Source organism: Chitinophaga sp. G7 BAM 1005 (assembly GCF_057126945.1).
Genome location: NZ_CP181478.1, coordinates 4657221 through 4673006, shown reverse-complemented (window position 1 = coordinate 4673006; position 15786 = coordinate 4657221). Strand labels below are relative to the sequence as shown.

13 protein-coding genes and 1 tRNA gene are annotated in these 15786 nt (G+C 48.0%); 12 read left to right on the top strand and 2 right to left on the bottom strand.

Annotated features, from left to right (window positions below):
• Positions 1-4 precede the first annotated feature (4 nt).
• The 8 genes from ACMXI2_RS18595 to ACMXI2_RS18560 all read left to right on the top strand — a co-directional run bounded on the left by ACMXI2_RS18595 (position 5) and on the right by ACMXI2_RS18560 (position 7063).
• Positions 5-490, top strand: a complete 486-nt coding sequence (locus tag ACMXI2_RS18595; protein ID WP_483777584.1) for a methylated-DNA--[protein]-cysteine S-methyltransferase — start codon at positions 5-7, stop codon at positions 488-490.
• A gap of 111 nt (positions 491-601) precedes the next feature.
• Positions 602-2020 carry a pyridoxal phosphate-dependent decarboxylase family protein gene (locus ACMXI2_RS18590; protein ID WP_483777583.1) on the top strand — a complete coding sequence of 473 codons (1419 nt, stop codon included), beginning with the start codon at positions 602-604 and terminating at the stop codon, positions 2018-2020.
• Positions 2013-2933 (top strand): EamA family transporter, encoded by a 921-nt coding sequence (locus ACMXI2_RS18585; RefSeq protein WP_483777582.1) that lies wholly within the window; start codon positions 2013-2015, stop codon positions 2931-2933. Before ACMXI2_RS18590 ends, ACMXI2_RS18585 begins: the two co-directional genes overlap by 8 nt.
• Positions 2934-3062: 129 nt before the next feature.
• A complete protein-coding gene (locus ACMXI2_RS18580) occupies positions 3063-3503 on the top strand; it encodes a GNAT family N-acetyltransferase (RefSeq protein ID WP_483777581.1) in 441 nt (146 codons plus the stop codon).
• A 281-nt stretch (positions 3504-3784) separates the two neighbouring features.
• Complete coding sequence (locus ACMXI2_RS18575; RefSeq protein ID WP_483777580.1) at positions 3785-4351, top strand: NUDIX domain-containing protein; 567 nt, start codon at positions 3785-3787, stop codon at positions 4349-4351.
• Positions 4352-4371: 20 nt separating this feature from the next.
• Positions 4372-5193 carry a 23S rRNA (guanosine(2251)-2'-O)-methyltransferase RlmB gene (rlmB, locus tag ACMXI2_RS18570; protein WP_483777579.1) on the top strand — a complete coding sequence of 274 codons (822 nt, stop codon included), beginning with the start codon at positions 4372-4374 and terminating at the stop codon, positions 5191-5193.
• 37 nt (positions 5194-5230) lie between these two features.
• The gene (locus tag ACMXI2_RS18565; RefSeq protein WP_483777578.1) at positions 5231-6082 is read left to right on the top strand and encodes a hydroxymethylglutaryl-CoA lyase; all 852 of its coding nucleotides are present in this window, start codon (positions 5231-5233) and stop codon (positions 6080-6082) included.
• Between the two features lie 9 nt (positions 6083-6091).
• Positions 6092-7063, top strand: a complete 972-nt coding sequence (locus tag ACMXI2_RS18560) for a GSCFA domain-containing protein (protein ID WP_483777577.1) — start codon at positions 6092-6094, stop codon at positions 7061-7063.
• Between the two features lie 35 nt (positions 7064-7098).
• Here the strand turns inward: ACMXI2_RS18560 and ACMXI2_RS18555 are convergent, their stop codons facing one another.
• Entirely contained in the window at positions 7099-8559 is a 1461-nt protein-coding gene (locus ACMXI2_RS18555; protein WP_483777576.1) for an MFS transporter, read from the bottom strand.
• Positions 8560-8720: 161 nt separating this feature from the next.
• Here ACMXI2_RS18555 and ACMXI2_RS18550 point away from each other — a divergent pair, with 161 nt between their 5' ends.
• The gene (locus ACMXI2_RS18550; protein ID WP_483777575.1) at positions 8721-10991 is read left to right on the top strand and encodes a patatin-like phospholipase family protein; all 2271 of its coding nucleotides are present in this window, start codon (positions 8721-8723) and stop codon (positions 10989-10991) included.
• Positions 10992-11197: 206 nt separating this feature from the next.
• Here the strand turns inward: ACMXI2_RS18550 and ACMXI2_RS18545 are convergent, their stop codons facing one another.
• Positions 11198-11794 carry a MiaE family protein gene (locus tag ACMXI2_RS18545; RefSeq protein WP_483777574.1) on the bottom strand — a complete coding sequence of 199 codons (597 nt, stop codon included), beginning with the start codon at positions 11792-11794 and terminating at the stop codon, positions 11198-11200.
• Positions 11795-11873: 79 nt separating this feature from the next.
• On the opposite strand from ACMXI2_RS18545, the gene ACMXI2_RS18540 reads away from it, so the two are divergent.
• From ACMXI2_RS18540 to ACMXI2_RS18530, 3 genes are all read left to right on the top strand, one after another.
• Positions 11874-12989 carry an aminotransferase class I/II-fold pyridoxal phosphate-dependent enzyme gene (locus ACMXI2_RS18540; RefSeq protein WP_483777573.1) on the top strand — a complete coding sequence of 372 codons (1116 nt, stop codon included), beginning with the start codon at positions 11874-11876 and terminating at the stop codon, positions 12987-12989.
• A gap of 52 nt (positions 12990-13041) precedes the next feature.
• On the top strand, positions 13042-15468 hold the full coding sequence (locus tag ACMXI2_RS18535) for a penicillin acylase family protein (protein WP_483777572.1): 2427 nt from the start codon (positions 13042-13044) through the stop codon (positions 15466-15468).
• An 80-nt stretch (positions 15469-15548) separates the two neighbouring features.
• Positions 15549-15621, top strand: a tRNA-Lys gene (locus tag ACMXI2_RS18530).
• The last annotated feature ends 165 nt before the right edge of the window (positions 15622-15786 follow it).

Genomic DNA, 15786 nt, shown 5'->3' with positions numbered 1-15786 from the left:
ATTCATGGAAGACGGATTGTATCATCTACGTATAGACACCCCCGTTGGACCGCTGCTGATCAGTGGTACAGCTCATTTTATAAATGCTGTTTCTTTTACAGATAAACCCGTAGTGGATTTTCCGCAGGCGCCCGCACTACTGCTGGATTGTGCCCAACAGCTGTATGAATATTTCGCGGGCGACCGTAAAGTTTTTGATCTGCCCATTTCCCAGGAAGGAACGGAGTTTCAGCAAACGGTGTGGCACCAACTAACTGTTATTCCATTCGGACAAACCATTTCTTACCAGCAACTCGCCCGCCGGATCCATAATCCCAAAAGCATCCGTGCCGTAGGTACCACCAATGGTAAAAACAAACTGGCCATCATTGTACCCTGTCATCGCGTAATTGGCAGCGATGGCACGCTTACCGGCTATGCGGGTGGCCTCTGGCGTAAACGCTGGCTCCTGGAGCATGAGCGCACAGATTTATTTACCGGCTTGTTCTGATTAATCTGATATGGTCAATATTTCGAAAACTGAATCTGTTTTCAGATAATAAATTGTCTCAATTTTGTTCCTGCATTACCACCCGAAAATTCTCATCAACAACGAGTAATCATGGAATTGAAATTGCAGGAAGACCTGAAACATACAGATCAGTTATTACAGTTAACCAAAGATTTCAGCAGCAGGTTTTTATCCGCAATAGATAAACTGGCAGCCGATAAAAAGGTGCAGATCAATAGCCGTGTATCCATGCCCGGTACGGGAATAGGTGGTGCAGCTACATTGGAAGCTTTCCTGCAACAATATGGCAACAGCATTACCGCAGCCGCAGGGCCGCGCTACTGGGGCTTTGTAACCGGCGGCGTTACGCCTGCCGCCCTGATGGGCGACTGGCTCGCTTCTTCAATGGACCTCAATTCTTCAGATAAAAGTTCAGCCGCATATTATATTGAAACGGAAACCATTGCTTTACTGAAAGAATTATTCGGGCTGCCGGAAGCATTTTTAGGATGCTTTGTTTCCGGCGCTACCATGTCCAACTTCACCGGCCTGGCTACCGGCCGGCAATGGGTGGGATTGCAGCATGGCGTGGACATTGCAGCGGATGGTATTGCCGCACTGCCCGGACTGAAAGTGGTATCTGCCGTGCCGCATTCCAGTATCGGTAAAGCCATATCAATGATGGGAATAGGACGCAATAACCTGGTGCGTGTTCCTGTATTGCCTGACCGTGAAAGTGTGGACATCGCCGCGTTGAAGGAATACCTCGAAGCGAACAAAGGAACTCCCATTATTTATGTAGCCAATGGCGGCACCGTGAATACCGTTGATTTTGATGATATCGCCGCACTGGTACAACTGAAAAAGGAATATGGATTCTGGTTACATGTAGATGCCGCTTTTGGCGGATTTGCCGCCTGCAGCGATCAGTGGAAACACCTGCTGAACGGATGGGAACAGGCAGACAGTATCACCATCGATGCACATAAATGGCTGAATGTGCCTTATGATGCCGCAATGATCTTTTGCAGACATCCGCAACTACAATCGGCCGTATTCCAGAATGCAGGCGCTGCATACTTAGGCGATCCGGCCACGCAATTTAATTTCATTAATCATATTCCCGAAAACTCGCGGCGCCAGCGTGCTTTGCCGGCATGGTTTTCTTTGATGGCGTACGGCAAAGAAGGGTATCGCTGGCTCGTTGAAAATAATATTTCACTGGCCAAACAGCTGGGTAGCCTGCTGGACACAGATCCGAATTTTGTGGTGTTGTCGCCGGTAAGGCTCTGCGTGGTTTGCTTCACGCTGGAAGTGGCGCCGGAAGCAGCATCAGCGGCCGTGCAGGAATACCTGGATGCACTGAACGACAGCGGCGTGGTATGTATGACCGCAACCACCTATGCCGGCCGGCCGGCCATCCGCGCGGCATTGGTGAACTGGCGCACCAGCGAAAAAGATGTATTGATGGCCTATGATACCATGAAGGTACTGGCAGAGAAAATAGTGAATAGATATACTTATGCGTAAATCAAATACAAATGCTTACATCGCGCTTGCCATTGTAAGTGTTTTTTGGGGAACCACTTACCTGGCATCCAGTGTGGGCGTAAGACACATGCACGGAGTGATGCTGGCAGGCATAAGACAGGCAGCCGCCGGATTTCTGATCACCGGATTTTTTTTATTGAAGGGATATAAGTTACCGGGGAAAATAGTGTTGTCGAAATTATTTGTCATTGGTACACTCATGCTATGTGGTGGTAACGGTTTGCTTACCTGGGCGCTGAGATATATTCCCAGCGGCCTGGGAGCGATCATTGCAGCTACCATTCCCATCTGGATCACCATCACCAGCTATTTCCTGGTACAACGCACCCGGCTTAGTTTACAGCTGATCATTGGTATGATCCTGGGCTTCGGCGGCGTGGCAGGTATCTTCTATAATTATTTATCAAGCCTCATGAACCCGGATTTCCAGTTCGGTATTATCATTGGTTTTATCTCCTGTATATTCTGGGCACTGGGTTCTGTGCTCACGGCCAAGTGGGTGCTGGGTGTGAATTACCTGTATGGTGCAGGATTCCAGATGTTTTTCAGCGGAATCATCATGTTGCTGGTGGCTACTTTATTCCTGGGGCAGCATGTGGAGGTACAAAGTTTTACCGCTGAATTATGGGAAAGCCTGTTGTACCTGGTGTTGGTGGGCTCGGTATTTTCGTATTCCGCTTATGTGTTTGCGTTGAATAATCTTCCGCCTGCACAGGTATCTATTTATGCTTATATCAACCCGGTGGTAGCGGTGTTGCTGGGATGGCTCATCCTGCATGAAAACCTCACCTGGCTAACCGGTGTATGTTCAGTGATCACCATCGGTGGTGTGTACCTGGTGAACGGTGCGGTAAATAAAAGTAAGAAAAGCCTTGCTGCGGCTGCAAAATAGTAATAGCTATAATTTTTTAAGGTAGAAGTTAATAGACAGATGCTCACCCCGGTGTTTACCGGACGGAGCATCTTTTCTTTTGTTATGGAAATGAATTAAATTGAGATGGATTCTTAAATCTGTTATCTTATGGACGTTATTCAGGCAACGGAGTTACACACGAATGAAGTGGCGGTATTGTTTGATGCCTACCGCGGTTACTATGATCAGGCGCCCGATTTCAAAGGCGCATTGGGTTTCATTACAGAAAGGATTGCGCAAAAAGACAGCGTAATATTTGTGGTGATGCTGGATGCCGAAATTATTGGTTTCACACAGCTATATCCCATCTTCACTTCCCTGGGAATGAAAAGAGGCTGGTTGCTGAACGACTTGTATGTATTGGAAGAACATCGCGGTATGGGCGCTGGCAAAGCCCTGCTGGATAAAGCCGCGGAATACGGTAAGTCTACCAATGCTGCCTGGCTGATGTTGCAAACCTACATTGCCAACACCGGGGCGCAGAAGCTCTACGAAAAAGAAGGGTTCATAAAAGATACGAACTCCTACTACTATTATAAGGCACTTTAAAAAACGCGCGGGGATCGCCTTCGGCGATTTTAAAATGTCTTGGAGCAGGATTACGCTGATTATACTGATTTTATTTTTCTGGATTTTTCTTTTGATTTTTATAGATAATTAAGAAAGCAGATGTAGATATACTTGCTGATATCTCCCTTCATTACTAAAATCAAAATATATCAATAAAGAAATCAGAAGAAAATAAAATCAAAAAAATCAGTATAATCAGCGTAATCCTGCTCCAAGACATTTTAAAATCGCCGAAGGCGATCCCCCCGCTCCGCAAAACGATGGACACAACAAAGAATCCCTGGACCATTCATTCCCGGGAAATGAGATATGACAATAACTGGATCAGTATATGGCATCATGAAGGATTAAATCCTGCCGGCGGCGCCGGTATTTATGGCGTGGTACATTTTAAGAACCTCGCCGTAGGAGTGGTGGCGCTGGACGATGATATGAATATTTACCTCGTAGGGCAATACCGTTTCCCGTTAAAGCAGTTTTGCTGGGAAATCCCTGAAGGGGGCGCTCCGCTGGGAAGGGAAACCGCGCTGGATACCGCTAAAAGGGAATTACTGGAAGAAACCGGCCTGGTGGCATCCCATTGGGAAGTGATTACGCGCATGGCGCTTTCCAATTCGGTTTCTGATGAAGAAGGAGTGGTATTCCTGGCACGGGGACTGGAGCAACGGGAGGCCGAACCGGAAGAAACAGAGCAGCTGATCGTTAAAAAAGTGCCTTTTGAAGAAGCCTACCGGATGGTAAATGACTTTGAAATCACGGATTCCTTATCGGTAGCGGCCATACAAAAAGTAAAGCTAATGGGCTATGAAGGCTTATTAAACAAATAAACCCGTTACCTTTGCAGCAAATGGAAAGGAAATTTAACGCTTTCAAAGGTGAAAGAAGAGACGGGCAACGAGGTCCGAAAAAATATGCAACGCAGCGGCCAAAGCAATCTACCATGATTATTGGCCGTCAGCCGTTATTGGAAGCCCTGAGCACCGGGAAGTCTATTGAGCGCATCTTCATGCTGCGCACCGCTACCGGCGATATCATTCCGCAAATAAGGGAGTTGGCCCAAACCAACAATATCCCCATCAACTATGTTCCGGTGGAAAAGCTCAATGGGCTAACCCAGGCCAATCACCAGGGAGTGGTAGCCATTGCCGGCAACGTAACCTACCTGGATCTGCAGGATGTGATTTCGCATGTTACAGAAAAGGGCGAAACCCCGCTGTTCCTCATACTGGATGGTATTACAGACGTACGTAATATAGGCGCAATTGCCCGGAGTGCCGTGTGTTGCGGCGCACAGGCCATCATTATTCCCGATAAAGGCATTGCCGCACTGAATGAAGAGGCCGTGAAATCATCTGCCGGCGCATTGGAAAGTATCGCGGTTTGCCGGGTCAACAGCCTGAACAAAGCTATTGATACCCTGCATCTCAACGGTATCAAGGTAATGGCGAGTGAAATGGAAACAGAAATAAAATTGTACGATTGCGATCTTAAAGAGCCGGTGGCGGTGATCATGGGTTCGGAAGATAAAGGCGTGTACCCGGCGCTGATAAAGGCTTCTGATGTGTTGTTCCGCATTCCGATGGCTGGCAATTTTGAATCTTTCAACGTATCTGTGGCGGCCGGCATCATTTTATATGAAGCGCTGAAACAAAGAACGGTAAATATTTAAGCGGACCCGCGGGAACCCGCAAAGAAAATGGTTTACTATGCTAAAACTAGTTGAATGCCCTCGTGATGCCATGCAGGGCTGGCACAGAATGATCAGTACGGATGAAAAAGTGCAGTATCTGAATTCCCTGTTAAAAGTAGGTTTTGATACCATCGATTTTGGCAGCTTTGTATCTCCCAAAGCCATCCCCCAGATGGCAGACACCAGAGACGTGATCCCCCGGCTGCAGCTGTCGGGCTCCAAAAGTAAGCTGCTGGCCATTGTAGCTAACCTGCGTGGAGCGGAAGAAGCGGTGGTATTTGATGAAATCAATTACCTCGGCTTTCCCTTCTCCATATCGGAAACTTTCCAGTTAAGAAATACCAATAAAACAATTGCCGAATCCCTGGAACAGGTACATTCCATGCAGGAACTGTGCATTAAAAACAGGAAAGAGCTGGTGATCTATATTTCTATGGGCTTTGGTAATCCTTATGGAGATCCTTACAGCCCGGAAATTGTATTACAGTGGGTAGAAGAAATGGTGAAGATGGAAATCGGCGTTATTTCCCTCGCTGATACGGTAGGCGTTGCAGATGCCGCTACTATTACCGGCTTGTTCAAACACCTCATCCCCGCGTACCCGGATGTGGAGTTCGGCGCACATTTTCACGCAGCGCCGCATAACTGGGAAGATAAGGTGCTGGCTGCCTATGAGCAGGGCTGCAAACGATTTGACAGCGCGATCAAAGGAATCGGCGGTTGCCCTATGGCTAAAGATGAGCTGGTAGGCAACCTGGCTACGGAAAACATGATTGCTTTCTGCCATCAGCGGAAAGAGCCGCTCACACTGGATATGACAGCACTGAGGGGCGCACAGCGACTGGCAGATGCCGTTTTTAAAGATTAACTGTAATACATGCAATTTCATTTAAGTTTTCCGGTGGCGCCATTGTCTGCCGCTATCCAGTATGATCATGAGCTGTTGCTGATGGGATCCTGTTTTGCAGAAGAAATCGGCGAAAGGCTGCAGGAGCACCGCTTTAATACCGTGGTGAACCCTCACGGCATCCTATACAATCCGCTTAGCATCACCAAAGCCCTTACTTCCTATCTCGACGGGAAAGTATATACGCCAGAAGATCTTTTCCAGCACAATGACCTTTGGAACAGCTGGGATCATCACAGCCGTTTCTCCGGCCTTACGCCGGAAGCCACGCTGGACAACATTCAACGGATGCAGGCAGCCGCCACGCACGCTATTGAAAACGCCGATTGGCTCGTTATTACGCTGGGGTCCGCACATGCTTACTTCTTAAAAGAAAATAACCGCCTGGTAGGTAACTGTCATAAGGTGCCGGCCGGAAACTTCTATAAACGCCTGCTCACAGTAGATGAAATAGTGACAGCACTGGACAATGTGATGCATCGGTTGTTTTTCCGTAACAAGAAAATTAATATACTCTTCACCGTTAGCCCGGTGCGTTACATCCGTGATGGGGTAGTAGAAAATAATCTCAGCAAAGCTATACTACTACAGGCTGTTCATCACCTGGTGACTAAGTTTAACCGGTTGTTCTATTTCCCGGCATATGAGCTGGTGATAGATGATTTACGCGATTACCGTTTTTATAAAGAAGATATGGTGCATCCCAATGAACTGGCGGTTAACTATGTTTGGGAGCAGGTGGTGAAGGCGGGTATCAGTTCTGCCAGCCAGGAACTGCTGCACAGCATTGCGGAAATAAACCGGGCGGCCAATCACCGGCCCTTTAACCCTGAAAGTACCCAGCACCGGCAGTTTCTCCAGCATTATGCGGCAAAGGTACAGCAACTGATGGCGGCTCATCCGCAGCTGAAGCTGGATGACTTGCTGCAACATTTTCAATAGTAAAGCGGAGGGAATATCCCTCCGCTTTACCCCGTTTACAACGGAATGCCTCTTTTATCTTTCAGATAAATAATACCAATTACAAAACAGATCACAGCAATACCGATCGGGTAGATCAATCCCGCCAGGTGGTTGCCGGTATTGGTAACCAGGATGGTGGAGATGGTGGGCAGCAATCCGCCAAAAACGCCGTTACCAATATGGTAGGGCAGTGACATGGACGTGTACCGGATGCGTGTGGGGAATAGTTCTACCAGGAAAGCCGCAATAGGCGCATATACCATTGTTACAAACAGTACCTGGATGAATATCAGGATCACCAGCCACAGGATATTCATACGGCTTACGGTTAGTTCCTTTTTATCAGCCGTTTCCTTCAGGATGCTGCCATCTGTATAGCTGTGCACACGGGTGGTTTTGAGTACCAGTTCCCCGGATTCACTTTGGGTAGAATTACTTTCTATCCTGAAAAGCTCCGTTTGTTCCTGTTTCCGCTGCACATTACCGATATTATCCATCGCTTTATAGATCGGATAATAGGCGAGAGCTGCCAGCAGCATGCCCGTGAGCATGATCTTTTTACGGCCGATACGGTCGGACAGCGAGCCGAAGTAAATAAAGAAGGGCGTACCCAGCAGCAGCGCAATGGCAATGATGATATTGGATTGCACAAATTCTATGTTCATAGTTTTCTGGAGAAAAGAAAGCGCATAGAACTGACCGGTGTACCAAACCACACCCTGACCCATCGCGGCGCCAAACAGCGCTATCATGACCAGTTTCAGGTTTTCCTTATTGGCAAAGCTTTCCTTGATAGGGTTGGTGGAGGTTTTGCCTTCCTTCTTCATCTGCGCAAATAACGGGGATTCGTGCAAGCGTATCCGTATGTAATAGGACATAATGACCAGTAACACCGACAAAAGGAAAGGTATCCGCCAGCCGTAGTTGTTGAAATCATCGGGCGTCATAAGCATGCGGGTAACGAGGATTACGCCCAGCGATACAAACAGGCCCAGTGTGGCGGTGGTTTGTATAAAGCTGGTGTAATAACCACGGCGGTTGTCGGGCGAATGCTCTGCCACATAGGTAGCGGCGCCGCCATATTCGCCACCCAGGGCCAGGCCCTGCGCGAGGCGGAGTATCAGTACCAGTATGGGCGCCAGTATACCGATGGTATGATAGCTGGGAATAAGGCCTATAGCGAAGGTAGAGCCACCCATGATGAGCAGCGTGAGGAGGAACGTGTATTTACGTCCTACCATATCGCCGAGGCGGCCAAATACAATAGCGCCAAAGGGACGCACAATAAAGCCTACCGCAAAGGTAGCCAGCGTGGCAATGTAGGCCAGCTGCGGATTACTGGGTGGGAAAAACTTTTCAGCAATGATGGCGGATAAGCTGCCAAAGATGTAAAAGTCGTACCATTCAATGAGCGTACCAGCCGACGAGGCCATGATAACCTGCCAGATGTTTTGCGAGGGGAGCGAGTTCTTCATACGTGTTAATTGTAAACGCTAGCTTTTAGTAGTGAGCTTTTTGCGGGGAATAAGATAATGAATATTTACTATGGGAGCAAATGTCCAACTAAAAATCTCTTGTGCTTAACATCCGGGAATGTCTATAAAGCCTTATCTTTAATAAGGGCCAATTATTTACAATGAAGCAGGGATCAAAAGCTCACATTAGCCGGGCTATCAGTTTATTGTTGTTAGCTTGTATTACGTGTCACTATACCGTGAAGGCTCAGCAAACGATCAGCAACAGACCTAAGATAGGATTAACGCTCAGCGGCGGCGGAGCCCGGGGCCTTGCGCACATCGGTATCCTGGAAGCAATAGACAGCGCCGGGCTGAAAGTAGACCTGCTAACCGGCACCAGCATGGGAAGCATCGTGGGGTCCCTGTATGCAATGGGATATTCCGGGAACAAAATTGAAGAAGCCGCCCGTAAACTGAACTGGAACAGTTTGTTCTCTAACCAGCCCGTTCTTACCGATATTTCTTACGAAGAAAAACGGGAGTACAATAAATACATCATTGAAATTCCTTTTGAATATGGTAAACCCAAGCTGGCTTCCGGCGTAATTTCGGGGGAAGCGCTGTGGCTGGAGCTGGCCAAGCTGTGCTGGCCCGTGAAGGATATCAAAAACTTTGAAGACTTTAATATCCCTTTTAAATGTATTGCTACCGATGTAGCTACCGGCGCTATTGTAACGCTCGACAGCGGCGAAATTGTGACCAGCCTGCGCGCCAGCATGGCTATCCCTTCTATTTTCACCGCCGTGAAAATCGGCGACCGCAAACTGGTGGATGGAGGGGTAGTCCGTAACTTCCCCGTGATCACCGCGAAGGAAATGGGCGCAGATATCGTGATTGGCGCCAATGTGAGCGGTGGCCTGCGCAAAGCAGATCAACTGGTTACCCCCTTTGATATCCTTTACCAGCTGGGATTTTATAAAGATGCGGACGATTTTACCAAAGCCATCAAACAATGTGATATTTATGTGCCGATGAACAGGGAGTTGGAGAACTACTCTGCCGCCAGCTTTGGTAGCGTGGACTCTATTATTGAAGCAGGACGCAGGAAAGGTAGGGAGATGTACCCGGTTTTTAAGCATCTCGCAGATTCATTGAATGCATTATATCCACAACCTCCTTTTGTGGCCGACCGTCTGCCATTTGCTACAGATATAGAATTGAGCAGTGTGCATGTGAACGGCCTGATTCACTCCGATCAGAAATTCTTTTTGCAACGGCTGCATCTCAAACCCGGCGGCTGTTATACGCCTACGCAGCTGAGAAATGCCATCCTGAATGTATATGGCACCCGCTTCTACAAACTCATTACCTATAACCTGGTGCCGGAAGGATATGGCAAAAGCCGGATGGACATACAGGTAGAAGAAAACCCGCTTACGTATGTAAAATTTGCCCTGAACTATAACACGTTTACAGGCGCAAATGCCATCATCAATTTAACACAGCGGAATTTCATTGTGCCCAACTCGCGTTCGTTTGTAACGGCGGTGATCAGCGAAAACCCGCGACTGGAAGCAGAGTATTTCAAGTACCTGGGACGCAGTCGTAATTTTGGGTTTGGATTAAGTACCTATTACGAGAATAATGGCCTTACTTTTTACGATATTAATTTTAATAAGCTACAACCGTATCGCAGTAAGTATGCCAATGTAAATGTGGATATGCAGTATACCTTCACCCGCAATATGTCTATAGGAGCGGGAACACGCTGGGAATATATCAAATACAAACCGCAGCTGTCTAATTTTATGGAGGTGCGGGGAAGTACCAACCAGCTGAATACCTATATTAATTTCGGTATCAATTCCCTCAACCAGAAAATATATCCTACCAAAGGATTGTTGCTGGACCTGGAAGCGGGGCATATCTACAACCAGCACCCGGGCATTAAAGTGAGCTCGCAGGGAGTGGAGCAGGACTATGATACACTTGGCGTAAACTTCCACGACTATCAGCGCCTGGCGCTGAACCTGAAATATTATATCCCGGTGGGCCGCAAGTCGGCCATAGAGCTGGATGGTAACATTGGTTATAATCTTAATTATAAAGAGTCGGTGGTGAATGCTTTTGTAGTGGGCGGTATGACCAATATCACCCGTAACCAGGTGCCTTTCGTGGGGATATACGAGGGGGAAGTGATTACGCCAAAAATCAGCGCGGTGCAGGTAGCCTGGCAGTACGAAGTGCTCAGGAATATTTTTGCTATTCCACGGGTTGGCGCAGCGGTATATGATGGAGAAATTTCCGGCGGCGGAAAATATCAATACCTTGCCGGCTACGGCCTCGGTGGGGGTTACAGCAGCCGCCTGGGACCAGTAGAAGCCACGGTGATGTATAATGATCAGTCGGGGCGGCTGAAGTTTTATGTAAACCTCGGGTTTAATTTCTAACGCGGATGTTGTCTTTTTCAGGATTAGACTGATTACACTGATTTTGTTGATTTGATCATTGTTGATTTAAAAAGATTTTGGGAGATGTAAGTGGATATATCTGCTTACATCTCCCAAAATCTTTTTAAAATCATTTATAAAATCCAAAAAAGTAAAATCAACAAAATCAGTGTAATCAGTCTAATCCTGAAAAAGACAACATCCGCTTAGTGCATCCGATCGCCGCGGACATCAATATTCTGCAATATTTCGGCTTCCATTTTTAACCATTCCTGCCATCGGTTCCGCACTTTTTCTTCCGGGAAATATTCATTGGCGAGGTCAATAAAAAGGCGGTAGTGTCCTGCTTCGGAGATCATGAATTTGCGGTAGAATTCGCGCATGTATTCATCTTCCAAACCTTCACTCAATAAACGGAAACGTTCACAGCTGCGGGCTTCGATCAATGCAAAGATCAGCAGGGCATCGAGGAAGCTGTCGTCGGCATGACCACCTTTCACCCGGTTATCCATCAGTGCATTTACATAATCATCTTTCCGTTGACGACCTAAAGAGAGGCCGCGTTTTTTCATTTCAGCAAGTACCTGCCGGAAGTGTCCCCATTCTTCCGTAACGATGGGCGCCAGTTCCTCTACCAGCCTTGTTCTTTCCGGGTTGCGCTGGATCAGTGAAATGGCAGAAGATGCCGCTTTTTGTTCGCAATAGGCGTGATCCGTAAGAATGTCCTGTAATGAAATGGCTGCCAGATTCACCCATCGAGGATCGGTAGGCAGTTTTAGTCCGAGTATTGATACTTTGCTCATATTAAAATAACGGTTAGCCTGCGGCTTTTTTGCGAAGATAACGGCAAAGTTTAAATTGTGCATCGATAAAGACAGATCAATGAGTAAAGACAGTACTTCTTTTTTAACGCGGTTGCTTGATGAGCGCAGGGAACAGCAGTCGTTCCGCGAATTGCGGCTGCCGGGAGATAAAATAGATTTTTGTTCCAACGATTACCTCGGACTGGCCAGGAATGCGGAAGTGAGGGAATATATCCATACGCTGATGGAGGAAAGGCATCCGGCCCACGGGAGCACCGGATCAAGGCTGCTGGCGGGTAATTATGAGTGGATTGTTTCTGTGGAACAGGACCTGGCAGATTTTCACGGCGCGGCAGCCGGTTTGCTCTATAACTCCGGTTACGACGCCAACCTGGGCGTATTTTCCTGTTTGGGACGCAAAGGAGATACCATCATCTACGATCAGCTGATCCATGCGTCTATCCGTGATGGCGTGCGTTTATCGGCTGCACAGGCGTTTTCATTTGTGCACAACGATGTTGCTGACCTGGAGAAGAAACTGAAACATGCTACCGGGAATATTTTTGTAGCCATAGAATCGGTGTATTCTATGGATGGTGACCTGGCTCCGCTGGCCGCTATAGCAGCCATTTGCGAACAATATAACGCGCACCTGATAGTGGATGAGGCACATGCTACCGGCATCATCGGCAACAGGGGAGAAGGGCTGGTGCAACACCTGCAATTGACAGGAGCCTGCTTTGCGCGTATTCATACTTTTGGGAAGGCAGTTGGCTGTCATGGCGCCGTGGTGCTGGGTTCCGGGATATTACGTGATTACCTGATCAACTTCTCCCGGTCCTTTATCTATACTACCTCCTTACCACCCGCTGCATTGGCTGCAATAGAGGCCGGGTATGCTGCATTTCCCTATATGCAGGCAGAAAGAAAAAAGCTGTCGGAATTGATTGCGCAATTCCGCGCCGGTATTGTTGATGCAGAGTTGTTACCTGGTACAACACCTATACAGGCGGTGCTTACACGCGGTAATGAGCATACCCGCGGTATTGCTCAACGGTTGCAGTCGGCCGGCCTGGATGTGCGGCCTATCCTGCATCCTACGGTGCCAAAAGGAGCGGAGCGCCTACGCATTGTACTGCATAGTTTTAATACGCCGGAAGAGGTGGCCCATCTAATAAAAGTATTACAGTCATAAGCGGTTATGAATCAAATTTGATGTATTTTACATATTACATCCGATATGTAATATGAGAATCATCCCCGCAGTTATCACCGCAGCAATTACCTTATCGCTTACATACGCTTTCAGTCATAAACTGGGACAGATACCGCCACTGGGAAAGCTGCTAAGTCCGCAGACGGGCTTCTGGCAAAATGCAGAACCTATTGGAGAATTCCCCCATGAACAGCTGGTGTTACCCGGGCTATCCGGTAAAACAGAAGTTTGGTATGACGACCGTATGGTACCGCATATTTTTACAGAAAACGAAGGAGATGCCTATTATGTACAGGGATATGTAACTGCGCGCGACCGCCTCTGGCAGATGGAGTTGCAGACCTACGCCGCCGCCGGCCGCTTATCGGAAATACTGGGCCCCAAACTGGTGCAGTACGACCGGAAGCAACGCCGCCTCGGCATGGTATACGCTGCAGAAGGCACTGTAAAAGAGATGCTGGCAGATCCGGCTACCAAAGTAGCTGTAACCTCTTACGCCGCCGGTGTTAACGCTTATATTGCCACCCTTACCCCTGCCACTTATCCTGTAGAATATAAAATACTGGATTATAAACCGGAGAGATGGGATATTATCAAGTCGGCCCTGTTACTGAAGTATATGGCGCATGACCTCGCGGGGTTCGCCAATGACCTCGAGTTCACCAACGCGCGCCGTTTATTTTCCCTGCAGGACTTTGACCTGATGTATCCTGACTTTCACGAAGCCACTGATCCCATTATCCCGAAAGGCACTCCTTATCCGGCCGCCACCATGAAACCCACTACGCCTCCAGATAGCGTGCTGGCCGCGGCAGCAGCATACATGAAATTTAAAACAGACAAACCCGATCCGGATAACGGCAGCAACAACTGGGCCGTAGGCGGCAGCAAAACCCGCTCTGGTGCGCCCATCCTTTGCAGTGACCCACATCTTAACCTGTCGCTGCCTTCACTCTGGTATGAAGTACAGATCCATACACCTGATATGAATGTATACGGCGCTTCTCTTCCGGGCGCACCCGGTGTGATCATCGGTTTCAACGACCACATCGCCTGGGGCGTTACCAACGGAGAAGAAGATGTGAAAGATTATTACAGCATGCAATTTCGTAATGGCCTCTCTGAATACCTGTACAATGGCAGCTATCGCAAAGCAGACCTGCGCATAGAAGAAATAAAGGTACGGGGCGCCGCCACCGTTCGTGATACCGTTGCCTACACTGTATTTGGGCCTGTTATGTTTGATAACACCTTCCCGGATAAAACAGCCGGACAAACCTTCCTGGCCATGCGCTGGAAAGCGCTGGACCCGTCCAACGAACTGGCCACCTTTAACAAGCTCAATAAAGCCCATAATTACGACGATTATCTGAATGCACTTAACAGGTATACCTGTCCTGCGCAAAACTTTGTATTTGCCGATAAAGCAGGTGATATCGCCATCTGGCATAATGGTCAGTACCCGCTGCGCTGGAAGGATCAGGGGAAATGGATCATGCCCGGCAGCGACAGCACCTATGCCTGGCAGGGATTTATTCCTCATGAGGAATTGCCGCATATAAAAAATCCTGAAAGAGGATTTGTTAGCTCCGCCAATCAACGCCCCACGGACAGCACCTATCCATATGCCCTGTACGGGGAATACGATCTTTTCCGTGGCAAGCGTATCAATGAAAGACTATCTGCTATGAGCGCCATCACCACACAGGATATGATGCAGCTGCAAAATGACGACAAAAACCTGTTCGCCGCCGCGGCCATGCCCATGATCCGGAAACACATTGATACCAGCTCACTCACTGCGCAACAACAGCCCTACTGGCAGCTGTTAACCTCCTGGGATTTTATGGCCACACCCGACAGCAAAGCAGCCAGCATTTTTAATGCGCTATGGGCACACCTGGAAGATACCATCTGGCAGGATGAACTGCATCCCAAAGACACTACCATCCTGACTTATCCGCAGTCTATCACCACATTGCAATTACTGCTGCATGATACCACCTTCCACTTTATAGATAACGTTAATACACCACAAAAAGAAACCTTATCACAACTGCTGCAAGGCGCATTTGTGCAAACAGTAACGGAGCTGTCGGAGCTGAACAAAGCGGGCAGGCTCGAACTGGGAAAAGCGCGCGGTACAGATATCAATCACCTTTCACGCGGTATTCCTGCTTTCAGTGCTTTACACCTGAATACAGGCGGTGGCCAGCATATTGTGAATGCCACCAAGCAAACACATGGACCTTCCTGGCGTATGGTGGTGCAGCTATCGGACAAAACAGAAGCATATGGTATTTATCCCGGCGGACAGAGCGGAAATCCGGGTAGTCCGTTTTATGATAACAGTGTAAATGACTGGGTATCGGGCAAATATTATATGCTGCATATTTTCAGTGCGGAGGAAAAAGATGATCCTGTAATCCGCTACAAGCTTGTGTTTACGGGGAAGTGATAAAATAATTTCAATAAAATTTGGCTGGAAATAAATAATTCCTATCTTTGCACTCCGTTAAACAAAAAGACGGGGTAAAAGATTCCCTAGCTCAGTTGGTAGAGCAATACACTTTTAATGTATGGGTCTTGGGTTCGAGTCCCAAGGGGATCACTGGAAGATTGCAAAGCTCGCGCTGGTCGCGGGCTTTGTTGTTTTGGTCTATTTGTTAGTCTATCAAAGTGCAGATTCGCTGTTTCGGGGATCAAGTTGAAAAGTTGGGGGATAGCGTAGAAAATAGTTGTTTTGCAGCAGATTAGCCAACGACGCACATGGATC